The organism is Streptomyces sp. NPDC006385 (assembly GCF_040612485.1).
Classification (GTDB): domain Bacteria; phylum Actinomycetota; class Actinomycetes; order Streptomycetales; family Streptomycetaceae; genus Streptomyces.
This window is the reverse complement of record NZ_JBEXQG010000056.1, coordinates 22,269-45,802: the sequence shown is the minus strand read 5'-3', so window position 1 is coordinate 45,802 and position 23,534 is coordinate 22,269. Positions and strand designations below refer to the sequence as shown.

The 23,534-nt window shown below is 69.8% G+C and carries 26 protein-coding genes; 18 read left to right on the top strand and 8 right to left on the bottom strand.

Features of this window, described 5'->3' with window-relative positions; translation table 11 throughout:
• Positions 1 to 25: 25 nt before the first annotated feature.
• The 4 genes from ABZ078_RS32380 to ABZ078_RS32365 all read right to left on the bottom strand — a co-directional run bounded on the left by ABZ078_RS32380 (position 26) and on the right by ABZ078_RS32365 (position 2,679).
• Complete coding sequence (locus ABZ078_RS32380; RefSeq protein ID WP_356581203.1) at positions 26 to 502, bottom strand: MarR family transcriptional regulator; 477 nt, start codon at positions 500 to 502, stop codon at positions 26 to 28.
• Between the two features lie 101 nt (positions 503 to 603).
• Positions 604 to 1,398, bottom strand: a complete 795-nt coding sequence (locus ABZ078_RS32375; RefSeq protein ID WP_356581201.1) for an AIM24 family protein — start codon at positions 1,396 to 1,398, stop codon at positions 604 to 606.
• Positions 1,395 to 2,045 (bottom strand): AIM24 family protein, encoded by a 651-nt coding sequence (locus tag ABZ078_RS32370; RefSeq protein WP_356581199.1) that lies wholly within the window; start codon positions 2,043 to 2,045, stop codon positions 1,395 to 1,397. Before ABZ078_RS32370 ends, ABZ078_RS32375 begins: the two co-directional genes overlap by 4 nt.
• A 1-nt stretch (position 2,046) precedes the next feature.
• A complete protein-coding gene (locus ABZ078_RS32365; RefSeq protein WP_356581233.1) occupies positions 2,047 to 2,679 on the bottom strand; it encodes an AIM24 family protein in 633 nt (210 codons plus the stop codon).
• Positions 2,680 to 3,060: 381 nt separating this feature from the next.
• Between ABZ078_RS32365 and ABZ078_RS32360 the strand changes: the two genes are divergently transcribed.
• The 9 genes from ABZ078_RS32360 to ABZ078_RS32320 all read left to right on the top strand — a co-directional run bounded on the left by ABZ078_RS32360 (position 3,061) and on the right by ABZ078_RS32320 (position 9,295).
• Positions 3,061 to 3,405: a DUF3817 domain-containing protein gene (locus tag ABZ078_RS32360; protein ID WP_356581197.1), complete on the top strand. Its 345-nt coding sequence runs from the start codon at positions 3,061 to 3,063 to the stop codon at positions 3,403 to 3,405.
• A complete protein-coding gene (locus ABZ078_RS32355) occupies positions 3,402 to 3,698 on the top strand; it encodes an MTH1187 family thiamine-binding protein (RefSeq protein WP_356581195.1) in 297 nt (98 codons plus the stop codon). The genes ABZ078_RS32360 and ABZ078_RS32355 overlap by 4 nt, the downstream gene beginning before the upstream one ends.
• A 343-nt stretch (positions 3,699 to 4,041) precedes the next feature.
• Complete coding sequence (locus ABZ078_RS32350; protein WP_356581193.1) at positions 4,042 to 5,151, top strand: SchA/CurD-like domain-containing protein; 1,110 nt, start codon at positions 4,042 to 4,044, stop codon at positions 5,149 to 5,151.
• A gap of 46 nt (positions 5,152 to 5,197) precedes the next feature.
• Positions 5,198 to 5,662 carry a cupin domain-containing protein gene (locus tag ABZ078_RS32345; RefSeq protein ID WP_356581191.1) on the top strand — a complete coding sequence of 155 codons (465 nt, stop codon included), beginning with the start codon at positions 5,198 to 5,200 and terminating at the stop codon, positions 5,660 to 5,662.
• Positions 5,659 to 6,927: a beta-ketoacyl-[acyl-carrier-protein] synthase family protein gene (locus ABZ078_RS32340; protein ID WP_356581189.1), complete on the top strand. Its 1,269-nt coding sequence runs from the start codon at positions 5,659 to 5,661 to the stop codon at positions 6,925 to 6,927. Before ABZ078_RS32345 ends, ABZ078_RS32340 begins: the two co-directional genes overlap by 4 nt.
• Positions 6,924 to 8,177: a ketosynthase chain-length factor gene (locus ABZ078_RS32335; RefSeq protein ID WP_356581188.1), complete on the top strand. Its 1,254-nt coding sequence runs from the start codon at positions 6,924 to 6,926 to the stop codon at positions 8,175 to 8,177. Before ABZ078_RS32340 ends, ABZ078_RS32335 begins: the two co-directional genes overlap by 4 nt.
• An 83-nt stretch (positions 8,178 to 8,260) precedes the next feature.
• Complete coding sequence (locus ABZ078_RS32330; protein ID WP_356581186.1) at positions 8,261 to 8,527, top strand: acyl carrier protein; 267 nt, start codon at positions 8,261 to 8,263, stop codon at positions 8,525 to 8,527.
• A 1-nt stretch (position 8,528) separates the two neighbouring features.
• Positions 8,529 to 8,987 carry an SRPBCC family protein gene (locus ABZ078_RS32325; RefSeq protein ID WP_356581184.1) on the top strand — a complete coding sequence of 153 codons (459 nt, stop codon included), beginning with the start codon at positions 8,529 to 8,531 and terminating at the stop codon, positions 8,985 to 8,987.
• Complete coding sequence (locus ABZ078_RS32320; RefSeq protein ID WP_356581182.1) at positions 8,972 to 9,295, top strand: TcmI family type II polyketide cyclase; 324 nt, start codon at positions 8,972 to 8,974, stop codon at positions 9,293 to 9,295. The genes ABZ078_RS32325 and ABZ078_RS32320 overlap by 16 nt, the downstream gene beginning before the upstream one ends.
• Positions 9,296 to 9,355: 60 nt before the next feature.
• On the opposite strand, the gene ABZ078_RS32315 is transcribed toward ABZ078_RS32320, so the two are convergent.
• Positions 9,356 to 10,324: an amidohydrolase family protein gene (locus tag ABZ078_RS32315; RefSeq protein WP_356581180.1), complete on the bottom strand. Its 969-nt coding sequence runs from the start codon at positions 10,322 to 10,324 to the stop codon at positions 9,356 to 9,358.
• 76 nt (positions 10,325 to 10,400) lie between these two features.
• A complete protein-coding gene (locus ABZ078_RS32310) occupies positions 10,401 to 12,032 on the bottom strand; it encodes an FAD-dependent monooxygenase (RefSeq protein ID WP_356581178.1) in 1,632 nt (543 codons plus the stop codon).
• Between the two features lie 159 nt (positions 12,033 to 12,191).
• Here ABZ078_RS32310 and ABZ078_RS32305 point away from each other — a divergent pair, with 159 nt between their 5' ends.
• From ABZ078_RS32305 to ABZ078_RS32285, 5 genes are all read left to right on the top strand, one after another.
• Positions 12,192 to 13,460 (top strand): cytochrome P450, encoded by a 1,269-nt coding sequence (locus tag ABZ078_RS32305; protein WP_356581176.1) that lies wholly within the window; start codon positions 12,192 to 12,194, stop codon positions 13,458 to 13,460.
• Entirely contained in the window at positions 13,457 to 13,783 is a 327-nt protein-coding gene (locus tag ABZ078_RS32300) for an antibiotic biosynthesis monooxygenase family protein (RefSeq protein WP_356581174.1), read from the top strand. Before ABZ078_RS32305 ends, ABZ078_RS32300 begins: the two co-directional genes overlap by 4 nt.
• Before the next feature lie 63 nt (positions 13,784 to 13,846).
• Positions 13,847 to 14,356 (top strand): MarR family transcriptional regulator, encoded by a 510-nt coding sequence (locus tag ABZ078_RS32295; RefSeq protein WP_356581172.1) that lies wholly within the window; start codon positions 13,847 to 13,849, stop codon positions 14,354 to 14,356.
• 78 nt (positions 14,357 to 14,434) lie between these two features.
• Complete coding sequence (locus ABZ078_RS32290; RefSeq protein WP_356581170.1) at positions 14,435 to 14,767, top strand: DUF3817 domain-containing protein; 333 nt, start codon at positions 14,435 to 14,437, stop codon at positions 14,765 to 14,767.
• 73 nt (positions 14,768 to 14,840) lie between these two features.
• On the top strand, positions 14,841 to 16,541 hold the full coding sequence (locus tag ABZ078_RS32285) for a methylmalonyl-CoA mutase family protein (protein WP_356581168.1): 1,701 nt from the start codon (positions 14,841 to 14,843) through the stop codon (positions 16,539 to 16,541).
• Between the two features lie 3 nt (positions 16,542 to 16,544).
• Here the strand turns inward: ABZ078_RS32285 and ABZ078_RS32280 are convergent, their stop codons facing one another.
• Entirely contained in the window at positions 16,545 to 17,168 is a 624-nt protein-coding gene (locus ABZ078_RS32280) for a TetR/AcrR family transcriptional regulator (protein ID WP_356581166.1), read from the bottom strand.
• 204 nt (positions 17,169 to 17,372) lie between these two features.
• Between ABZ078_RS32280 and ABZ078_RS32275 the strand changes: the two genes are divergently transcribed.
• The 4 genes from ABZ078_RS32275 to ABZ078_RS32260 all read left to right on the top strand — a co-directional run bounded on the left by ABZ078_RS32275 (position 17,373) and on the right by ABZ078_RS32260 (position 21,761).
• Positions 17,373 to 18,350, top strand: a complete 978-nt coding sequence (locus ABZ078_RS32275) for a tetratricopeptide repeat protein (RefSeq protein ID WP_356581164.1) — start codon at positions 17,373 to 17,375, stop codon at positions 18,348 to 18,350.
• A 661-nt stretch (positions 18,351 to 19,011) separates the two neighbouring features.
• Entirely contained in the window at positions 19,012 to 19,647 is a 636-nt protein-coding gene (locus tag ABZ078_RS32270) for a DUF6230 family protein (RefSeq protein ID WP_356581162.1), read from the top strand.
• A gap of 139 nt (positions 19,648 to 19,786) precedes the next feature.
• Positions 19,787 to 20,359: a DUF6114 domain-containing protein gene (locus ABZ078_RS32265; protein ID WP_356581160.1), complete on the top strand. Its 573-nt coding sequence runs from the start codon at positions 19,787 to 19,789 to the stop codon at positions 20,357 to 20,359.
• On the top strand, positions 20,349 to 21,761 hold the full coding sequence (locus tag ABZ078_RS32260) for a hypothetical protein (protein ID WP_356581159.1): 1,413 nt from the start codon (positions 20,349 to 20,351) through the stop codon (positions 21,759 to 21,761). Before ABZ078_RS32265 ends, ABZ078_RS32260 begins: the two co-directional genes overlap by 11 nt.
• A 335-nt stretch (positions 21,762 to 22,096) precedes the next feature.
• Here the strand turns inward: ABZ078_RS32260 and pyk are convergent, their stop codons facing one another.
• Positions 22,097 to 23,527 carry a pyruvate kinase gene (gene pyk, locus ABZ078_RS32255; protein ID WP_356581157.1) on the bottom strand — a complete coding sequence of 477 codons (1,431 nt, stop codon included), beginning with the start codon at positions 23,525 to 23,527 and terminating at the stop codon, positions 22,097 to 22,099.
• Between the last annotated feature and the right edge of the window lie 7 nt (positions 23,528 to 23,534).

Sequence of the window (23,534 nt, the reverse complement as noted above, 5' to 3'; positions counted from 1 at the left end):
CCGGACGGCACCGGGTCCGCCCGGGTCACGGACGCCCGCGCTGACCGCGCAGGTGCTCCGCGATCGGTTTGAGGGCCTTGTCGAGCTCGGTCAGGGAATCGGGGGACAGCAGGTCGATGAAGTGCCTGCGCACGGACGCCACGTGGTACGGCGCGACCCTCCGCATCGTCTCCATGCCGTGCTCGGTGAGCACGGCGTAGAGCCCGCGGCGGTCGGACTCGCAGTTCTCGCGGCGGACCAGGTTCGCGTTCTCCATCCGGGTGATCTGGTGGGAGAGGCGGCTCTTGGACTGGAGGGTGGCGGACGCGAGGTCGCTCATCCGCATCCGTACGTCCTCCGACTCGGAGAGATTCACCAGGATCTCGTAGTCGTTCATTGTCAGGCCGAACGGCTGCAGGTCCTTCTCGAGCTGGTACGTCAACAGCCTGTTGACCTCCAGGTGGGTGCGCCAGGCGCACTGCTCCGCATCGGTCAGCCAGCGGGTGGCCGTCTCGGTCTCCATGAATGAAGTCTACCTAAGAAGTTGAAAGGCGAACTAGTGAGGGTTTTCTGTGACATGGCTGTGTGCGCACACGTTCGATGTCACACTCCGCAGACTACCGCTCACAGCCCGAAGCGACGCTGGAGGTCTCCCAGCTGTCCGGGAAGGCGCGGTGTCCCAGCCAGTTGTGAAGGGCCTGTGTGCGCCCCGCCGCCGGGCACCCCGGCGTCGGGCGGAACCGACCCCGTGGCCTGCTCGGTCATGAGGGTCTCGGACGACTGGAGCAGTACGGTGCCGGCTCCGACGAACTCGAACTGATGCTCCTCTCCGGAGGCCCCTCCGAGGCCCGTCAGTGCACGTAGACCGCCCATCAGGCCGGTCATGTAGCCATGGTCGTAGTGGTGGCACGGCGACGGGCAGTCGGCCCAGCCGACGAGGGCCTGTGGGTCCACCCGGATCGGGGGTTCCATGAACACCACCGGACCGTTAGATGCGGCCACGAACTTGCCGGTTCCGATGAGTGTCAGAAAACCCGGCACGATTGATTGCTTGAGGGCCAGACTTGGCTGAAAAGCGAGCAGGTTGCCCGAGCGAATGGTCAGATTGCCGTCTTCGAGGTCGTACGAGTTCACGTCGAAGGCCCGGTCAGCCAGCAGCATCTTGCCCGAGCCCTCCGCCACGACCCAGTCGCTCGCGTGCAGAGGCGAATGAAAGGACGTACGGACAAGGCGGTCCAGTCGGCCGTGCCCGATGCCGTTGAACTCCATCGAGCCGTAGTAGGCGATCATCTTCCCCTTCTGCAGGAACCACTGGCTCCCCTTGAGCTCCACGCAGAAGGTGTAGGCGTCGACGTTGTCGTCGGACGGCAGCGTCATGGGGTCGTGGATCGTGGGCCCCGCGCCCGGGTAGTGACTCACAGCTTCTCCTCCGACGCCTGGACGTACACCGCACCGTTGCCGCTGAGCTCCAGCTGGAAGCCCTCGCCGGAGCCGCGGCCGACCATGTCGCGCCAGCCGAGTGCGGTGGACAGCTTGTTGCGGACGTCGCCGTGGTGGGCGACGTAGGCCTGGGGGTCGACGTGGACGGGGCGCTGCGGGGTGATCGGGATCTCGAAGACGCCGCCGTGCGCCATGACCGCCACCGCCCCGTGCCCCTTCAGCGTGGTGGTGAACAGCCCCTGCCCGCTGACCTGCCCCCGGACCATGCCCATGACGCCGCCCTGTGAGCCCAGGAACATCGTGCCCTGCTGGAGGGTCCCCTCGAAGGCGAGCAGACGGTCCGCCTCGACGCACAGGGTGTCCCCGGCGAGGTTGATCACCTGGACGTGGTGGCCGCCGTGCCCGAAGAGGACCGTGCCGCTGCCCTCGACGGTCATCAGCGGGGTGTCCTCGTTCGCGACCCGGCGCCCGATCATCGACATGATCCCGCCCTGGCCGCCTGCCGTGTTGGGCGTGAAGGACACCTCGCCCTTGTAGGCGAGCATGGCCCCGCGCTGACTGAACAGCCGCTGCCCCGGCATGACGGTCGCCTCGACCATCTTGGAGTTGATCTCGCGGAAGCCCATGTCAGACGTCCCCCGCGATCGTGTTCCGCTCGCTCGGCTGTACGTACACCAGGCCGTCTCCCTCGAACCGGATCTGGAACGCCTCGCCGCCGCCCTCGCCCATGAGCGTGCGGAAGGTCACGCCGGACTGGAAGGACTGCCGCAGATCCCCCTGGTGGGCCACGTACGCCCCCGGGTCCACGGTCAGCGGGTACTGCGCACTGACCCGCAGCACCACGGCCGGCCCGTCCGACATGATCGCCGCCTGTCCGTGCCCCTCGACGGTGGTCGTGAACAGACCGTTGCCCTGCGAGGCGCCGCGCAGGCCCGTGAAGCTCGTGCCGGTCCTGAGCCCCGCGTCGGTCGCGAGCAGGTTGCTCGACTCCACGTACAGCTTGTCGCCCTGGAGACTCACCAGGTTGATCTCGGAGGCGCGGTCCGCGAACCAGCACGTCCCGTGCCCCTTCACCTCCATCATCGTCATCTGCTCGCCGGTGAGCTGCCGGGTGACCATCCCCCGGATGCCCTCACCGCCGCCGCTCATCTTCTTGAAGGCCATCTGCCCGTCGTACGCGACCATCGAGCCGTTCTTCGCCTTCACGGCGTCTCCGGTCATGTCGACGGCGAGCACCTTGCTGCCCTGAAGTCGGAACATCGCCACGCAGCGAAGGTAACCGCAGGCGCCCCGCCGCCGACAGATCCCAAGGGTGGACTTCACCCCCGATGGCACCCTCAGGGAGTCCGACGCCAGGCTCAGGGCCTGTCCGGCGATTCCCGCCTGCCCCGCGCCGTCCGGCCCGCGCTCTCCCCGAGCGGGGGCACCCCATCGCGCGCTCCCCCTGCCCAGGCCGGCCGTCGACCCCGGCGGCGCCCCGTCCTCCTCCTCGTCGTCCCCCAGTTCACTCGGCGCCGGCCCCCTCCCGTCCCGACCCCGGGCCCGACCCGGTGTCCGGCGTTTGCCACAATGGGCCGAAGTGCTTGTGCTTGCGTTCACAAGACGATCCGAGCCGACCTACGTCTCTCCCGAAGGTGACCCGTGGACATCAAGACCGCCACCGCCCTCCGCCGCCTCCGTCTCGTCTCGGCCCCCGAGGCGGTGTCGTTCCTGCTCCTGCTCGTCTGCTCGGTGCTGAAGCGGACCACCGACTTCAACGCGGTGCCCGTGATGGGCATGGTCCACGGCGTTCTGTTCATCCTGTACGTGATCTTCTGGGCGGACGCCTGGAACCGCACCAAGTGGCCCCTGAAGACCGCGGCGCTCTACTTCGTCCTCTCCGTCCTCCCGGCCGGTGGCTTCTTCGCGGAGCGCAAGCTCAAGCGCGAGGCGGAGGACGCGGTCATCGCCTCCCGCGCCCGCAAGGAAGGCATCGTCAACGCATGATCGTCGCGTTCTCCGTGACCCCGCTCGGCGTCGGCGAGGACGTGGGGGAGTACGTCGCCGACGCCGTCCGCGTCGTCCGGGAGTCGGGTCTGCCCCACCGCACCGACGCGATGTTCACCTCCATCGAGGGTGACGACTGGGACGAGGTCATGGACGTCGTCAAGCGCGCCGTGGCCGCCGTCGAGGCACGGGCGCCGCGCGTGTCCCTGGTGCTCAAGGCGGACATCAGGCCCGGCGTGACGGACGGTCTCACCTCCAAGGTGGAGACGGTGGAGCGGTATCTGGCCCGATAGGCCGCAGCGCGCCGCGGCGCACGTACGGGAGCCGTACGCCGCGGCGCGTCGTGCTGCCGTGACCAACTCCCGTCGGCGGACGGGCACTCGGGCGTGCCCCTCCGCCGCGGCTCGGCGCACGACCCCCGCCCGGGTCCCGGCCCGCCAGGCGCCTGACGTGGTGTCGGCGGGCTCCGCGTACCCGCATCCGGGCGTGCTCGGCGGGCAGTTCCCTCAATTGGCCCGCGCGGCTCGCGGACCCCGTGGCCCTGACCCACGATGAAGGCTCAGGGCCGAAACCCGCGTTCGCGCAGGTGGAACACGGACGGCCGCCGCTTGCTCCCGCGAAGGAAGGGTCTGCCGGATGACCACTTCGCCCTACACATCCCAGTCGGCATTCGACGGCTCCAGGATGCGCGTCACCCTCCTGGTCGACCTCCACGAAGGCGCCCAGCAGGAGTTCCTCGACGCGTACGAGCAGATGCGCGACCGAGTCGCGTCGGTTCCCGGTCACCTCGGTGACCAGTTGTGCCAGTCCCTGGAGAACCCGTCCCAGTGGCTCATCACGAGCGAATGGGCGACCGCCCCGCCGTACCTCGCCTGGGTGAACAGTGAAGAGCACCTCAAGACGGTCGAGCCCCTGCAGAACTGCGTCCGTGAACTGCGGTCGATGCGCTACGGCATCGTCCGCGAGACCGGCGGCGCCCGCCCGGGCATCGGCGGGCTCCAGTCGGCCCCACGACTCGGCGACGGCGTCGCGCGCCACGCCCTGACCTTCACCGTCAAGCCCGGCTCCGAGTCCAAGGTCGCGGAGATCCTCGCCGGCTACGCGCCGCCCGAGTCCCGCGTCGACGACTCCACGCGGCTGCGCCGCACCACCCTCTTCCTGCACGGCAACCGGGTCGTCCGCACGGTCGAGGTGGAGGGCGACCTGACGGCGGCGCTGCGGCACGTCTCGCGGCAACCCCAGGTGCGGGCCGTCGAGGAGGCCCTCAACCCGCACCTGGAGCAGCAGCGGGACCTGGCCGACCCCGAGTCCGCGCGGGCCTTCTTCGTCCGCGCCGCCATGCCGGCCGTCCACCATGTGGCGCGCGGCGGCCCCGAACCGGACGACATCACCCGCCACGCCCTGTACTACCCGGCGCGGGCGGGCTGCGGGATGGCCCTGGCCAGGCTGCTCTCCCGGCAGGACGAGGCCGCGGCGGCCGACCCGGCGAGCCCCGTGCACCGCAGCACCGTCTTCCAGCGCGAGGACATCGTGGTCCGCCTCATCGACGTACGCGGCGACCCCGAGACCGATCCGGTCCGGGCGCTCGGTGTCCAGGGCCCGCGGAAGGCCGCCGTACTGGCCCGGCTGCTCGACGGCGCCGCACTGGGCGTGACCGAAGCGCCCACGGGCGAGCGGGAGGCGACCCGTCTCCTGACGCACGCCGACATGAAGCTGATCACCGACCGCAGGGCTGCGCAGTCCTGACCGCGCAGGGACCGACACCCCCACCGACCGACCTGGAGACAGAAGCATGGACAAGATGCGCCCGCGCGTCGTGGACGTGAGAGAGATCGAGCCCAACCGCAAGCGCGGCGGTGACCTGCGCACCCTGCTCACCCCTGTCACGGTGGGTGCCACGAGCGGGTTCATGGGCCTGGCCATCATGCGTCCGGGCGAACGCATCAGCGAGCACTACCACCCGTACTCCGAGGAGTTCGTGTACGTCGTCGAGGGCCGACTGGAGGTCGACCTGGATGGCGAAACGTTTCCTCTCCGCTCCGACCAGGGCCTCATGATCCCCATCGACATGCGGCACCGCTTCCGCAACGTCGGTGACGAGGAAGCCCGCATGGTCTTCCACCTGAGCCCGCTCGCACCGAAGCCGAGCCTCGGCCACGTCGACACGGAGGCCCCGGAGATCAGCGACGACGTCAAGCCGTACCCCCTCGTCCAGGAGGAGGGCGGGCAGCCCGAGCGACCCGGGGTCCTGTCGTGACCCGGCGGGTGGCGGTCACCGGCATAGGTGTGGTCGCTCCGGGAGGAATCGGGGTGTCCGCGTTCTGGGACCTCCTCTCGAGCGGCCGTACCGCGACACGTGGCATCACCCTGTTCGACCCCGAGGGACTGCGCTCCCGCATCGCCGCCGAGTGCGACTTCGACCCCCTCGCCCACGGACTCGACCCCGAACTGGTCGCACGCTCCGACCGGTACATCCAGTTCGCCCAGGTGGCCGCCGCCGAGGCCGTGGCCGACAGCGGCGTCGACTTCGGCGCGGAGAACCCCTGGCGCGTGGCCGTGTCCCTGGGCAGCGCGGTGGGCGGCACGACCCGCCTGGAGCACGACTACGTCCTGGTCAGCGAAAGGGGCCGGCGCTGGGACGTCGACCACCGCGCCGCCGAGCCGCATCTGCACCGGGCCTTCTCGCCCAGCACGCTCGCGGCGGACGTCGCGGAGCGGTTCGGCGCCCAGGGGCCGGTGCAGACCGTCTCCACCGGCTGCACCTCCGGGCTCGACGCGGTGGGCTACGCCTTCCACACCATCGAGGAGGGCCGCGCCGACCTCTGCATCGCCGGGGCCTCGGACTCCCCGATCTCCCCGATCACCATGGCCTGCTTCGACGCCATCAAGGCCACCTCGCCCAACAACGACGACCCCGAGCACGCCTCCCGGCCCTTCGACGCCCACCGCGACGGGTTCGTCATGGGCGAGGGCGCCGCCGTCCTCGTCCTGGAGGAACTGGAGCACGCACGGGCGCGCGGCGCCCACGTCTACTGCGAGATCGGCGGCTACGCCACCTTCGGCAACGCCTACCACATGACCGGTCTGACCAGTGAGGGCCTGGAGATGGCCCGGGCCATCGACGAGGTGCTGGCCCACGCGCGCGTGGACCCCACCGAGATCGACTACGTCAACGCGCACGGCTCGGGCACCCGCCAGAACGACCGTCACGAGACCGCCGCGGTCAAGAAGTCCCTGGGCGCCCACGCCTACGACACGCCCATGAGCTCGATCAAGTCCATGGTGGGTCACTCGCTGGGCGCGATCGGCGCGATCGAGGTCGTCGCCTGCGTACTCGCCCTGGCCCGGCAGGTGGTGCCGCCGACGGCGAACTACGAGACCCCTGACCCCGAGTGCGACCTGGACTACGTCCCGCGCACCGCCCGCCCGCGCAGGCTCGACAACGTGCTCTCCGTGGGCAGCGGCTTCGGCGGGTTCCAGTCCGCGGTCCTTCTGAGGGGACCGGCTGGGAGGAAACGATGAGTGGTAGTGGCATACGCACCCGACAGACCGCCGTCACCGGCATCGGTGTGGTCGCGCCCAACGGCCTGCACCCGGACACCTACTGGAAGTCCGTCAAGGAGGGCGCGAGCGTACTGGACCGAATAACCAGGGAGGGCTGCGAGCACCTCCCCCTCCGCGTCGCCGGCGAGGTCCGGGGATTCGACCCGTCGGCGCTCATCGAGGAGACCTTCCTCGTCCAGACCGACCGCTTCACCCACTACGCGCTGGCCGCCGCCGACGCCGCCCTGAAGGACGCGGGGCTGAGCACCACCGCCGCCGACTCGCCGTACTCCGTCGGCGTGGTCACCGCGGCCGGGTCCGGCGGCGGCGAGTTCGGCCAGCGGGAACTGCAGAAACTGTGGGGGCAGGGGTCCCGGTTCGTCGGGCCCTACCAGTCCATCGCCTGGTTCTACGCGGCCAGCACCGGACAGATATCCATACGCAGCGGCTTCAAGGGCCCCTGCTCAGTGGTGGCCAGCGACGAGGCGGGCGGCCTGGACGCCGTCGCACACGCCGCCCGGGCCGTGCAGCGGGGCACGGACCTGGTCGTCGTCGGGGCCGCCGAGGCACCGCTCGCCCCGTACTCGGGGGTCTGCCAGCTCGGGTACGCCGAACTCAGCACGGTCGAGGACCCGGCCCGCGCCTACCGCCCCTTCACCACCGCGGCCTGCGGCTTCGTGCCCGCCGAGGGCGGTGCCGTCCTGATCGTCGAGGACCTGGACCGGGCACGGCGCCGCTCCGCGACCGTCCGGGCCACCGTGGCGGGACACGCCGCCACCTTCACCGGCGCCTCCCGCTGGGACCGGTCGCGGGAGGGTCTCGCGCAGGCCATCCGGGGCGCCCTCGACGAGGCCGGCTGCGCGCCCGAGGAGATCGACGTGGTCTTCGCCGACGCGCTGGGCGTACCCGAGGCGGACCGCGCCGAGGCGCTCGCCCTCGCCGACGCCCTCGGCCCGCACGGCACCCGCGTGCCCGTCACGGCCCCCAAGACCGGTATCGGACGGTCCTACTGCGGGGCACCCCTGCTGGACATCGTGGCCGCGGCGCTGGCCATGGAGCACGGGCAGATCCCCCCGACGCCGGGCGTCTTCGACATCTGCCACGACATCGACCTGGTGACCGCCACCGCCCGCGCGGCCGAACTGCGCACCGCCCTGATCCTCAGCCGGGGCCTCATGGGCTCCAACGCGGCGCTGATCCTGCGCAAGGGCCCCGGAACCTCCGTCTAGAACGGCGGCCGCCCGGCCGGCGCCGTGGACGAGCGCCGGCCCGGCGGCACCGACCCCGCACCCGTACGACAAGGAGAACGCACATGACCACCGAAGTGACCCGACTGACCGTCGAGGAACTGGCCGCGCTGATGAAGAAGGCCGCCGGCGTGACCGTCGACCCGCAGGACCTCCAAGCCCGTGCGGACGCCCCCTTCGCCGAGTTCGGGCTGGACTCGCTCGGCCTCCTCGGCATCGTGGGCGAGCTGGAGAACCGGCACGGCCGGGCGCTGCCCACCGACGCGGAGCGCTGCAAGAGCCCCCGCGCCTTCCTCGACCTCGTCAACGGCACACTCACGACGGGAGCCTGACATGCCTGGACACACCGAGAACGAGATCACCATCGCCGCGCCCCTCGACCTCGTCTGGGACATGACGAACGACCTGGAGAGATGGCCGCAGCTGTTCAGCGAGTACGCCTCCTGCGAGGTGCTGTCCCGCGAGGGCGACACGGTGACCTTCCGCCTGACCATGCACCCCGACGAGAACGGCAAGGTGTGGAGCTGGGTCTCGGAGCGGGTCGCCGACCGCGAGAAGCGCGTCGTCCGAGCCCGCCGGGTCGAGACCGGCCCGTTCGAGTACATGAACATCGTGTGGGAGTACGAGGAGACTCCCGACGGCACCCGGATGCACTGGACGCAGGACTTCGCCATGAAGCCCGACGCCCCGGTCGACGACGCCGGGATGACCGACATCATCAACCGCAACTCGCCCATCCAGATGGCCCTCATCCGCGACCGCATCGAGGAGGTCTCGTGCACCACGCTCTGATCGTCGCCAGGATGGCCCCGCAGTCGGCCCAGGACATCGCCGGCGTCTTCGCGGACTCCGACCGCGGCGAACTCCCGCACCTCGTCGGCGTGACCCAGCGCTCCCTGTTCCAGTTCGGTGATGTGTACATGCACTTCATCGAAGCCGAGCAGGACCCCGGCCCCGCCATCGCGAAGGTGACCGGGCACCCCGAGTTCGTCGACATCAGCAGGCGGCTCGAAGCGTTCGTCAGCCCGTACGACCCGCAGACCTGGCGGAGTCCGAAGGACGCGATGGCGCGGTGCTTCTACCACTGGGAGAGGGACTGAACGACGAAAGCCGCCGCCCGCGCGGAGCAAGCGCGGGCGGCGGCCCTTGTGCGCGGTGCGCTACGGACGGGCGAGTCCCGGCAGCAGCCGCAGCGCGTTCTCCCGGTTGATGTCCCGCAACTGCCGCTCCGACAGGAAGGGGTCGCTGTCCAGCGCGGGCGCCACGCTGTCGGCGATGACATGGGCCGGGGTGGGCGGCCAGTCCGTGCCGAAGAGGATGCGGCCCGGGTCCACCGTGGCCAGCAGGGTGGGCGTGGCCGAGGGGGACATGGGACCGGCCGTGTCGAAGTAGAACCGGTGCAGGTAGTCACGGACCCGGCCGGGCTCGATCGCGGGGGTGAGACGCCCGCCGAAGAGTTCGAGCCGGGTGGCCATGTACGGCAGGAAGCCGCCCCCGTGCGGAAGGATGAAGCTGAGGTTCGGATAGCGGTCCAGGGTGCCGTTCCTGATGAGGTTGATGGCCGCCCGGGTGGTGTCCATGAGGAAGTCGCACACGAAGGGCGGCATCCCCGGCAGTCCCGAACCGCCGTCCTTCCCGCCGGCCGGCACCTCCATGGGGTGCGTGCTGATGACCGCGGACCGGTCGTTCAGCTCCCGCAGGAGACGGTCGTGCGACGCGTCCCCGAGGACCGCGCCGTCCACGCTCGTCCGCGTGCTCACCCCGATGGCACCGAGCTCGTCGAGGCCGTGCCGGACGCTCCACGAGGAGAGCTCCAGGTCGTCGAGGAAGACGGGTGTGAAGAAGGCGAAGCGGCGGGGGTGGCTCTCGACGACGTCGGCCGCCGCCCGCAGGGCGATGCGCGCGCTCTCCTGGCGCTCGGCACGCTCACGGAACCGGCCGAGCATCGCTACGGTCATCACGGACGTCTCGATGCCCGTCTTGTCCATGACCTCCAGTGCCGTGTCCAGGTCCCAGCGGGTCCACCAGGGCAGCTTCTCGCGGTTGACCACGCCTCGTTCCTCGGCCCAGTCCAGCCAGTCCGGGGCGGTGAAGTGGTGGTGGACGTCGACGCGTCCGGCAAGGGTCATAACAACGTCCTCCGTGGGGGTCGGTCGGCGGAAGGCAGGAGAGGTCCAGCCGGGTGGGACGGGGTCGGGCGAGTGGTCAGTCGCGGCAGAGCACGGTCCGCAGCACCTGGGCCAGGACGCGGTCGGCGTCCGGCATCGCCGCGTCCGCCCGCCAGGCGACGAAACCGTCCGGGCGTACGAGGACGGCACCGTCCTCGGCCGTGCCGTGCAGCTCCGCCCAGTCGGCGTCGGCGTCGGGGGCGAGGTCGTGATCGCGTCCCGTTCCCACGAGGTACACCTCGATCGGGACGCCCAGGGTCGAGGCGGCCTTCTCCGCCGCGGTCCGCCACTTCTGCCCCCCGGACCCGGCGAGCAGCACGAAGGAACGCTCGTACAGATCGAGCGTGGAGATCCGGTCGGCGCCTCTCATGACCCACATGTGGGGCGCCCGGCTCCCGGGCTCGCCGCCCAGGTGGAAGGCGTCGGGGACGATCGGCTGCTCCGGCGGGGCGCCCACCACGGCGTTCGACGCGTACCGGTAGCACAGGGCGACGGTCATCAGGTCCGCCGGGTCGTTGTTGCGTCCCGCGGCCGGGCTGAACCCCGGGTGCTGCTCGTCGGCTGCCTGGACGCACGCGCGCGTGCCGGTCGCGAGGGCGACGGGGCGCCGTTCACTCCCGTAGGAGTCCAGCAACGGCAGGCCGGCCCAGCCGCGGAGCACCGCGGCCAGCTTCCAGGCGAGGTTGTGGGCGTCCTGGATGCCGGTGTTGGAGCCGAACGCCCCGGTGGGCGGCATCTCGTGGGCCGAGTCGCCGGCCAGGAAGACCCGGCCCTCGCCGTAGCTGTCGGCGACCCGCTTCGAGGCGTGCCAGGGCGCCTTGCCGGTGACCTCGACGTCGAGGTCGGCGACGCCGACGGCGGCGCGGATGTGTGCCGTCAGCCTCTCGTCGGTGAAGTCCTCCAGGGTCTCGTTCCGGTCGGGATACCAGGGAACGTGGATCACCCATCGCTCCTCGTTGTCCACCGGCAGCAAGGCCCCCTCACCCCGGGGGTCGGTGACGTAGCAGACGACGAATCGTTTCGCCCCGACGTACTCCTTCAGCGCCCGGCTCCGGAAGGTGACGCTGACGTTGTGGAACAGCTCGCCCGGTCCCGACTGGCCGATCCCCAGATGACCGCGGACGGGGCTTCTGGGACCGTCGGCGGCCACCAGGAAGCCGGCGTTCACGGTGTACGTCCCACCGGTGTCCCGGCGCATGATCCGGGCCCGCACCCCGCTCCCGTCATGTGTGAAGGAGAGCATCTCCGAACCGAAGCGGATGTCGGCGCCCTGCTGACGGGCGTACCTCAGCAGCACGGGCTCCAGGTCGTTCTGGCTGCACAGGCACCAGTCCGAGGAGCTGACCCGGGAGACGTCCATGCCGCCGGCGATGTCCCCGATGATCCAGCGGCGCTGCTTTCCGGTGAGGGTGTCCACCTGGAGAATTCCGTCGTTTCCGGCGAGAACGCCGGCCGCCTCCCGAATACGTGACTCCAGGCCGGCGGTCCGGTAGATCTCCATGGTGCGCACGTTGTTGCCACGGCCGCGCGGGTGTGTCGATGTCGCGGCATGCCGCTCCACGAGCATGTGCTCAATTCCGAGGCGCCCCAGGAAAACCGAAGTGGAAAGACCCACCAGGGATCCACCGACGATGAGAACTGGTACAGATTCCGCTTCGTGTCCACTCACGTCGACGATGTTTACCAGGTCGGACTGTCGCCCACACGTCGAGCGGCGACCCGACCCGTATGGCGCAGTGCTGTTTGCGGCGCGGTGCCGTCCGGGAAACCGTGGCATGACCGGCGGAATCCGACCGCCGGAATCCACGCCTACCCCCGGGACCAGTCAATGACGCAAGCGTTCGCATCCGAGGAATCCGAGGCCCTGTCGCCCGAAGAGGCCGCGGCCGCGGCCTCGTCCTGCAGCCGGGAGTTCCGCGCCAATCCGCACCCCGTGTACGCCGCGCTCAGGGAAAAGGCGCCCGTATGCCCGCTGTCGCCGCCCCACGGCGTCGAGACGTACCTCATCACGCGGTACGACGACGCGCGCGCCGCCCTGGCCGACCCCCGGCTCAGCAAGGACATGTACGGTGCCATCGACGCCTACCACCGCATTTTCGGTGACTCGTCGATCGCGCTGGACGACAACATGCTCTTCTCGGATCCGCCGAAACACACCAGGCTCCGGAGGATCGTCGGCAGCACGTTCACGCCGAAAAGGGTGGAATCGCTGCGCACGCGTATCCAGCAGATCACCGACGAGCTTCTTGACCAATGCCCGGCGTCGGGCTCGGTGAACCTGCTCCCGGAGTTCTGCTTCCCGCTTCCGCTCCATGTGATCTGTGAACTCCTGGGCGTCCCGGAAAACGAACGCAAGCAAGCCCAGGAATGGTCCGCCACCGTCGCGCAGACCGGCTTCGGACCGGAGGCGAGAAAGGCGCTGGAAATCGCGGAGGGAAACCTGCGCGACTATCTGGTGGACCTGTGCGCGCGCAAGCGGAACGAGCCGGACGGCGGCCTGCTCAGCGCGCTCGTCACGGCCCAGGACCAGGAGGGCGCCCTCACCGACCACGAACTCGTCTCGACCGCGTGGGTGCTCCTGTTCGCGGGCCACAAGTCGACGGCGTACCAGATCGGCAACGCCGTCTACCACCTGCTCACCCGCCCGGACCAGAGGCAGCTGGCGCTCCGCGACGCGACGTCCCTGACCTCGGCGGTCGAGGAGATCTTCCGCTTCGAGACCTCCGTGGAGAACTCCACCTTCCGCTACGCGAAGGAGGACATCGTGATCCGCGACCAGCTCATCCCCAAGGGCGCGCTCGTCCAGATCTCGATCACCGGGGCCAACCGCGACCCGGAGATGTTCGCCGCGCCCGACGAGATGGACGTCCAGCGCCCGAACGTCCAGGCCACGCACCTCGCCTTCGGCTACGGCCCGCACTACTGCATCGGCGCCCCCCTGGCACGGCTGGAGATGCACACCGCCCTCGCCTCGCTGTTCGGGCGCTTCCCCCGCATGGCCCTGGACGTGGCGCCGGAGGACGCGCGCTGGCTGACCGTGCCGTTCCCCGCCTTCCGCGGGCTGGCGGAACTGCCGGTCGTCCTCGACCCGTCATGACGGGCGCCGCCCAGGCCCCGGAGCGGGTGCGCGTGATCCGGCTGCTGCGCGTACGAGAGGGGATGGAAGCGGACTTCGTCGAGTCCTACAAGGGCGTGCTCGCCGGGGCCGCACGGTTTCCCGGACACCTCGGCGAGCAGCTGTGCCGCTCACTGGACGACCCCGCCCAATGGCTGCTCACCAGCGAGTGGGACAGCCTGGAGGCCATCCAGCGCTGGCGCACCGGTCCCGAGCACCGGACGCTGGTCGAGCCGATGAACGCCTGCCTGCACGACGACCGGTGGACGGCGGTCTTCGAGGTCCGGGAGACGGTGCCCGAGTAAGCGGTCCGACCGAAAGGCGAGACGGGGCTGACCACCATGTGACCGGCCGGTAAGGTCAGTCCCGTGCCGAAGCCGCTCAGTCTTCCCTTCGACCCCATCGCCCGCGCCGACGAACTCTGGAAGCAGCGCTGGGGCAACGTGCCGTCCATGGCCGCCATCACCTCGATCATGCGCGCCCAGCAGATCCTGCTCGCCGAGGTGGACGCGGTGGTCAAGCCGTACGGGCTGACGTTCGCGCGGTACGAGGCGCTGGTGCTGCTCAACTTCTCGAAGGCCGGCGAACTGCCGATGTCCAAGATCGGCGAGCGGCTCATGGTGCACCCCACCTCCGTGACGAACACCGTCGACCGGCTGGTCAGGTCGGGCCTGGTCGCCAAGCGGCCCAACCCCGACGACGGGCGCGGAACCCTCGCCTGCATCACCGACAAGGGCCGCGAGGTCGTCGAGGCGGCCACCCGCGATCTGATGGCGATGGACTTCGGGCTCGGGGTCTACGACGCCGAGGAGTGCGCGGAGATCTTCGCGATGCTGCGACCGCTGCGGATCGCGGCACACGACTTCGAGGAGAGCTGACCCGGGGCCCGAGGCCCGAGGCCCGGGTCCCGGGACCCGGCGCAAGATCTCCCGGAACGGGTGGTTACGCTCGTACGCATGAAGAAGAGCGTCCTGACCCGCTACCGGGTGATGGCCTACGTCACCGCCGTCATGCTGCTCGTGCTGTGCACCTGCATGGTGTTCAAGTACGGCTTCGGCAAGGGCGAGGACGTCACCTTCGCCGTCTCCCAGGTCCACGGCTTCCTCTACATCATCTACCTGATCTTCGCCTTCGACCTCGGTTCCAAGGCCAAGTGGTCGTTCGGCAAGCTGCTGTGGCTGCTGCTCTCCGGGACGATTCCCTTCGCCGCCTTCTTCGTCGAGCGCAAGGTCACGCGCACCGTGGAACCCCTGATTGGCGAGCCGGCGCCGGTCGCCGCCAAGGCCTGACGAACCGCCGTACGCATGCGTACGGCGGTTCTCCCATCGACATTTACTTGGACGTCCTAGTAAATTCGAGGGTATGGACGCTGACGCCATCGAAGAGGGCCGCCGTCGCTGGCAGGCCCGGTACGACGCCGCACGCAAGCGCAACGCGGACTTCACCACGCTCTCCGGCGATCCCGTGGAGCCGGTGTACGGACCCCGGCCCGGGGACAGGTACGAGGGCTTCGAGCGGATCGGGTGGCCCGGCGAGTACCCCTACACCCGCGGGCTGTATGCGACCGGCTACCGAGGGCGGACGTGGACCATCCGGCAGTTCGCCGGATTCGGGAACGCCGAGCAGACCAATGAGCGCTACAAGATGATCCTGCGCAACGGCGGGGGCGGTCTCTCGGTCGCCTTCGACATGCCGACGCTCATGGGCCGCGACTCCGACGACCCGCGCTCGCTCGGCGAGGTCGGGCACTGCGGGGTCGCCATCGACTCGGCCGCCGACATGGAGGTCCTGTTCAAGGACATCCCGCTGGGCGACGTGACGACGTCCATGACCATCAGCGGCCCGGCCGTGCCCGTCTTCTGCATGTACCTGGTGACGGCGGAGCGCCAGGGGGTCGACCCGGCCGTGCTCAACGGCACGCTCCAGACCGACATCTTCAAGGAGTACATCGCCCAGAAGGAGTGGATCTTCCAGCCCGAGCCGCACCTGCGCCTGATCGGCGACCTCATGGAGTACTGCGCGGCCGGCATCCCCGCCTACAAGCCGCTGTCCGTCTCCGGCTACCACATCCGCGAGGCCGGCTCGACGGCGGCGCAGGAGTTGGCGTACACGCTGGCGGACGGGTTCGGGTACGTCGAGCTGGGGCTGTCGCGCGGGCTGGACGTGGACGTCTTCGCGCCCGGCCTGTCCTTCTTCTTCGACGCGCACGTCGACTTCTTCGAGGAGATCGCCAAGTTCCGTGCCGCGCGCAGGATCTGGGCGCGCTGGATGCGGGACGTGTACGGGGCGCGGAGCGAGAAGGCGCAGTGGCTGCGCTTCCACACCCAGACCGCGGGTGTCTCGCTCACCGCCCAGCAGCCGTACAACAACGTGGTGCGTACGGCCGTGGAGGCGCTGGCCGCCGTGCTGGGCGGGACGAACTCGCTGCACACCAACGCCCTCGACGAGACCCTCGCGCTCCCCTCCGAGCAGGCCGCCGAGATCGCGCTGCGGACGCAGCAGGTCCTCATGGAGGAGACCGGGGTCGCCAACGTGGCCGATCCGCTGGGTGGTTCCTGGTACGTCGAGCAGCTGACGGACCGGATCGAGGCCGACGCCGAGAAGATCTTCGAGCGGATAAAGGAGCGGGGCCTCAGGGCCCACCCGGACGGGCGGCACCCCATCGGGCCGATCACGTCCGGGATCCTGCGCGGGATCGAGGACGGCTGGTTCACCGGGGAGATCGCCGAGTCCGCGTTCCGCTACCAGCAGGCGCTGGAGAAGGGCGACAAGAAGGTCGTGGGGGTCAACGCCCACACCGGCTCCGTCACCGGCGACCTGGAGATCCTGCGGGTCAGCCACGAGGTGGAGCGCGAGCAGGTACGGGTGCTGGACGCCCGTAAGGCCGCGCGGGACGACCGTGCCGTGCGAGCCGCGCTCGACGCGATGCTGGTCGCCGCGCGGGAGGGCGCCAACATGATCGAGCCGATGCTGGACGCGGTACGCGCCGAGGCGACGCTGGGCGAGATCTGCGGGGTGCTGCGCGAGGAGTGGGGGGTCTACACGGAGCCCGCAGGGTTCTGACCGCTACGCGGCCGCGCCGATGAGGCCCAGGAGCAGCAAGCGTGTGAAGCCGCGCACCCACTCCTCGTCGGCCGGCTCCGCGCTCACCAGGGTGCGGTGGACCACCGCACCCGCCACCACGTCGAAGATCAGGTCGACCGTGCGCGCGGCTTCCTCCGGATCCGACTCCACGGGCAGCTCGCCGCGCAGCTGGGCGCGCGCCCGGCCCTCCAGGACCAGGCGCTTCTGCCGATCCACGATCGAGGCGCGGATGCGTTCGCGCAGGACGTCGTCGCGGGTCGACTCCGCGATGACCGCCATCAGGCCGCTTTTCGCCTCCGGGCGGGCCAGGATCGCCGCGAACTGGAGGACCACACCCTCGATGTCGGCGGCCAGGGTGCCCCGGTCGGGCAGTTCCAGCGCGTCGAAGAGTTCCGCCACCGCGTCGACGACCAGCTCGTTCTTGCCGGCCCAGCGGCGGTAGAGCGTCGTCTTCGCAACCCCGGCCCGTGTCGCCACGTCTCCCAGGGTGAGCCTGGACCAGCCCAGCTCCACCAGCGCCTGGCGCGTGGCCGCGAGGATCGCCGCGTTGGCCGCGGTGCTGCGGGGGCGTCCTGTGGCCCGTGGGAGCGGCGTGCTGCTCTGCATCCCCTGACCATAAAGCGGCGGTTCCTGTGGGGCCGTGAGGGAGATCACCGGAGAGTGGTGTTCCGGAGGCACCCGGTGCCATTACGCTACGACTCGTAGCGAAACCACTGGCGTGGGGTGGGGACCCGGCGTCGCACCGTGCGGAGCCCGACCAGCTCGCACATCGCTTTTCATTCAGGCGCGCGGACGGGGGAGGATAGACGCATGCAGCCACGGAACATGTCCATGAGCGGAGTCGTCGACCTCGCCGCGGTGAAGGCGGCCCAGGAGGCCAAGGCGAAGGCGGAGCAGGCGCGCGCCGAAGCGGCCCGGCACGGCGGCGGCACCGGAGCCGTCTCCCCGGCCGATCTCGTCATCGACGTCGATGAGGCCGGGTTCGAGCAGGAGGTCCTTCAGCGGTCCGCCGAGGTGCCCGTCGTCATCGACTTCTGGGCCGAGTGGTGCCAGCCCTGCAAGCAGCTGAGCCCCGTCCTGGAGCGGCTGGCCGTCGAGTACAACGGCCGGTTCCTCCTCGCCAAGATCGACGTCGACGCCAACCAGATGCTGATGCAGCAGTTCGGCGTGCAGGGCATTCCCGCCGTGTTCGCCGTCGTCGCCGGGCAGGCGCTGCCGCTCTTCCAGGGGGCGGCGAGCGAGGCACAGATCCGTCAGACGCTCGACCAACTCGTCACCGTCGCCGAGCAGCGCTTCGGCCTGACCGGCCTCACCGTCGACGCCGACGCCGAGCCGGGGGGCGGCCAGGCCGCTCCCGCCGCGCCGGCCGGTCCGTACGACGCGCTCCTGGAGGCCGCCGTACAGGCCCTGGACGCGGGCGACTTGGGCGGTGCCGTCCAGGCGTACAAGAACGTACTGAGCGAGGACCCGGCGAACATGGAGGCCAAACTCGGGCTCGCCCAGGCCGAGTTGCTCCAGCGCGTGCAGGGGGTGGACCCCCAACGGGTGCGCAAGGACGCCGCCGACAAGCCCGGTGATGTGCAGGCGCAGATCGCGGCCGCCGACCTGGATCTGGTGGGCGGCCATGTCGAGGACGCCTTCGGGCGCCTCATCGACACCGTGCAGCGCACGGCGGGTGACGACCGGGACACCGTACGACTTCGGCTGCTGGAGCTGTTCGAGGTCGTCGGCGCCGAGGATCCGCGCGTGACGGCGGCGCGCAGGGCGCTGGCACGTGCCCTGTTCTGACCTGGTTCGCGAACGGGGTGGGACCCCCGTTCTGACCAGTCACTAAACGCGCTCGGGCGTGTTGTCTGAGTGAAGGATTTGCTGACAGAACGTCACTGCGGCCGCGCTTTGCCAAAACTTGGTAATCGCGGCCGCAGTTACTGGGGGTAAGTCATGGGGCTTGTTCTGTCGGATTCTGTCCGGTGATTCCTGGATTTGTCCGGTCGCTTGACGCCACACTGCGTCGCTGACCGAGACCGGCGGGTCGTTGTTCGGTTATCCGCCCGTTACTACCGAGTAACGAAGCCCCTTGTGCGGGCGGCGAGAATGCACCACGATCGGCCACGCTCGGTCCTTTCCCGTACCCCGACAGCCGGTCGGGTCACGGGAGTTCCTGGGTCCCCACCGAGCAGAGCCGGCGGCAGTGGCGCCGGCTCTTGGACAGGGGGGTCTTCGCCCATCCGGCGAAGCCTGTCCAGCAGGGTTGTGCGTGATGCGTGTCAGGCGCGACCAGTGGTTGTCGCTCGGGGGTGATCGCCGGTGATTCGGGCGCGTTGGCGCCGCCGAGCGCGGGCGCTCTCCTTCCCGAGGACGTAGCACTTCTCCCATCCCTGCCCGGCTGAGCCGTCGAGCCGACAGCGGCAGCCAGGGCCAGGAGATGTACGTCCGAGAAGGAGGAAATATGGAGTCCCAGGTGCGTGGTGGGACCAGATGGAAGCGGTTCGCTGTGGTGATGGTGCCCAGCGTCGCCGCCACGGCTGCGATAGGTGTCGCCCTCGCGCAGGGCGCTCTCGCCGCGTCGTTCAGTGTCTCCGGTCAGTCGTTCAAGGTCACGACCGACAAACTCGTCGGTACGGGTTTCTCGCAGTACGGCGCTCTTGACGAGGGCTACACGCTCACCGGCAAGAAGACGGTTCACCCCGTCGCCGTCTCGGCGTTCAAGTCCGCGACCATCAACAACCTGTGCCAGTCCGTGGTCACCCCGGACGTCCCGATCCTCGGGAACGTCAGCCTGATCCTGCGGGCGGGCGGGGGCGACACGCCGGTCCAGGCCAAGAACCTGTACATCGACGTCGCCGACCTGAACGCGGACGCGACGTTCGAGAACATCGACATCGGTGTGGCCGCCAAGGACGCCAGCAAGGGTCCGGGCATGAAGGGCGGCGGCGAGCAGGCCAACCCCTTCGGCTTCGCCCAGCAGGCCGACAAGGCCACGCTGACCGACGTGAAGCAGACGGCGTGGGCGACCACCGCCGGAACCTTCAAGCTCAGCGGTCTGAAGATGTCGCTGTCGACGGGTGTCAAGGAGTGCTACTGAGCACTCTGTGACGGGCGGGGGAGCCGATGGCGCCCCCGCCCGTCCCTCTCCGTCCGCTTTCTTCACAAGCGGCCACACTCTCCGACTCACCACCACCGCACCACCACCACAGCAACGCCGTACCAGGGAGCTGTTTTCCATGAGCGCCGAGACTCCTGCCGTACCCGGCCAGTTCAGCCGCCGGAGGCTGCAGTTCCGCGCCTGGCGGGGTACGAGGCCGTTCTGGGCCGGTCTGTTTGTCATGCTCGGCGGACTCCCCATTGCCTACTTCCCGTACGCGAATCTCCAGATCGGTCACCTGACACTGGCGATGCAGACCGCCGGGGGCTCCAGCTCCCTGATCATCGGTGTGCTGCTCGTCGTCCTGGGCTTCACCCTCTGGTTCCAGAAGCACGTCCGCACCTTCGCGGGGGTCGCGGCGATCCTGCTCGGGCTGGTGTCCATCCCGCTGGCCAACCTCGGTGGCTTCCTCATCGGCTTCCTCTTCGCCCTCATCGGCGGGGCGATGGCCGTGTCGTGGGCCGAGGGCGCGCCGCCCGAGTCGCAGCCGGCGCGGCAGGACATGACGGGAACGGGTGACGCCCCCGGGGGCACGGACCCGGACACCACGATCCTCAATCCCGTCCAGAACACGACCGAGCTGGGCAAGTCGAACGATCTGTCAGGAACGAGCCCGGCGAACGGGGCGAACGGGAGGCACAGTGCCGGCTGACGAGGTGACCCACGGGGCTGATGTGGAGGCGTCCCGTGTGAGAACCGGGCCGCGCCACGCGGCACCCAAGAAGCCGCTGTTCACCAGGTTCCACATGCCGGCCGGCAAGGCGATAGCCCTGGCGGCGATGCCCACCGCGGTCCTCATGGGGATGGGCTTCACGTCGACGCTCGCGCAGGCCGACAGCAACGACGCGTCGAAGCTGACGTCCAACAGCCTGAAGGCCAACGAGTACGACGAGTTCGCGGACGAGTACAAGCAATGCGTGGCGGCCCTGGACGACTCCGAGGGCGGGTCGGCCTCGCCGTCGCCGTCCTCGACGAGCGCCGATGACTCCGCGCAGCAGGACGACACGCCGGAGCCGAAGCCGTCGGCCACCGCCGACCAGGGCTCCTCGGACTCCTCGGACTCCTCGGACACGTCGGGTTCTTCCGGTTCCTCGGGCGACTCCTCTTCGTCGGATTCAGGTTCCGACGACGCGGCCGAGCCCACGCCGGCGCCCTCCCCGAGCAAGTCGAGCGAGGCCCAGTCCGGTGACACGGCCACACCGTCCCCCTCGCCGTCCGAGAGCGGCGGCAACCTGCTGGAGGACATCGGCGACGCCATCACCGGCGTCTTCACGGGTGGTGCCGGCTCCGAGGGGACCGCGAGCCCGACGCCGACGCCGACGCCCTCCCCGAGCGCGGGCGAGGAGACGTCGTCCGGCTCCTCGGGCTCCTCCGGTTCCTCCGACTCGTCCGGTGGCAAGGACACCTCGGCGGCATCCGACCCCGTCAAGGAGACCACCGAGAAGGTCACCGACACGGTGAAGGACACCGTCGAGGGCGCCACCGGCAAGGTGTCCGAGGCGGCGCAGGACGCCACCGGGGCGGCCGGCGAGGCAGGCGCCACGCCCAGCCCCTCCGCGAGCCCCACCAAGGACCCCGAGGACTGCCCCGCCGCCACCGACGACGAGAGCGGTGTCGACAATAAGGTGCCGGTGGCGGACGACCCCTGGTACCTCCACGCCAGCTCGCTGCTGCTGAAGGGCGCCGACTACCAGGGCGTCGTCGAGGTGAAGACGGCCAACGGCACCACGAAGAAGGTGCTGAAGTACGTCATCTCCGACGGCACCGACATCGGCGACCTGCACCAGTTGGTGAAGGACAAGCAGTCCGGCAAGACCTACCACGTGCAGGCCGCCAAGGGCTCGACGTCCACCATCCGCAACGGTGACACGGTGATGTACACCGAGAGCATCTCCGGCAACCTGCTCGGTCTGATCCCGGTGACGTTCGACCCGGAGCACCCGCCGCCCCTGAACATCCCGTTGATCTACTTCACCAACGTGAAGGTCACTCAGGCGGCCCAGTTCGGCGGCACGCTGCACGTGCCCGGGATGCACATGTTCACCACCGACTGAGCGCGCACCGGCCCTTCGGGAGCCGCACAGCGGGTCGGTGGCCCGGTCCCCGCAGGCGGGGGCCGGGCCTCGGCGTCCGGAAGGAAAGACGGTTGAGAACCCGGCTGAGACCGTGACACGGAGCTGACCCTGTTGGTCGGCGCGGGGCGGGAGGCGGTCGACGCGCTTGTGGAACGCCACAGCGCCACCGTGTTCTGCGAGCGAGGTGGCCTCTTCGTGCAGGAGCCGCTCCACATCCGCGCAAGTCCCTGAGCGCGCGACAGGACGACGAGGGCGCCCCCTGCTCCAGGGGGCGCCCTCGGTGCCGTACAGCCGCCTCGCGGCGGCTCGTGCGGTCAGTCCCGCGCGCCGCCGCCGAGGTGGTGGACACGGACCATGTTGGTGGTGCCGGGAACCCCGGGCGGGGAGCCGGCGGTGATCACGACGATGTCGCCCTCGCTGAACAGGCCGAGCTCGACGATCTTCTGGTCCACCAGGTCGACCATCTCGTCGGTGCTGTTCACGAACGGCACGACATGCGGCTCGACGCCCCAGCTGAGCGTCATCTGGTTGCGCGTGTCCTCGTCCGTGGTGAACGCGATGATCGGCTGGACGGCGCGGTAGCGGCACAGCCGGCGGGCGGTGTCGCCGGACTGGGTGAAGGCGACCAGGCCCTTGCCGCCGAGGAAGTCGGCGATCTCGCAGGCCGCACGGGCCACCGAACCACCCTGCGTACGGGGCTTCTTGCCCGGCACCAGCGGCTGCAGGCCCTTGGACAGCAGCTCCTGCTCGGCCGCGGCGACGATCTTCGACATCGTCTTGACGGTCTCGATCGGGTAGGCGCCGACCGAGGACTCCGCCGACAGCATGACCGCGTCGGCGCCGTCCAGGATCGCGTTGGCCACGTCGGAGGCCTCGGCGCGGGTCGGACGGGAGTTGGTGATCATCGACTCCATCATCTGGGTCGCCACGATCACCGGCTTGGCGTTGCGGCGGCACAGCTCGATGAGCCGCTTCTGCACCATCGGGACCTTCTCGAGCGGGTACTCGACGGCCAGGTCGCCACGGGCGACCATCACGCCGTCGAACGCCATCACGACGTCCTCCATGTTCGCCACCGCCTGCGGCTTCTCCACCTTGGCGATGACCGGGACGCGGCGGCCGACCTCGTCCATGACCTTGTGCACGTCCTGCACGTCGTTGGCGTCCCGCACAAAGGACAGGGCGACCAGGTCGCAGCCCATGCGCAGCGCGAAGCGGAGGTCCTCGACGTCCTTCTCGCTCAGCGCCGGGACGTTCACGGCCGCGCCGGGCAGGTTGATGCCCTTGTGGTCGGAGACGACGCCGCCCTCGATGACGATCGTCTTCACCCGCGGGCCTTCGACGTCCAGGACCTTCAGCTCGACGTTGCCGTCGTTGATGAGGATCTGGTCGCCGCGCGAGACGTCGCCCGGCAGCCCCTTGTAGGTCGTCCCGCAGATGGACTTGTCACCCGGGACGTCCTCGGTCGTGATGACGAACTCGTCACCGCGCTCCAGCTCCACCGGGCCCTCGGCGAAGGTCTCCAGCCGGATCTTCGGCCCCTGGAGGTCGGCGAGCACACCGATGGCCCGGCCGGTCTCCGTGGAGGCGGCCCGCAGGCGCTCGTACCGCCCCTGGTGGTCTTCGTGGGTGCCGTGGCTGAAGTTGAAGCGGGCCACATTCATGCCCGCCTCGATCAGCGCGACGAGCTGTTCATGGGAGTCGACCGCGGGGCCGAGAGTACAGACGATTTTCGAACGGCGCATGGGACGA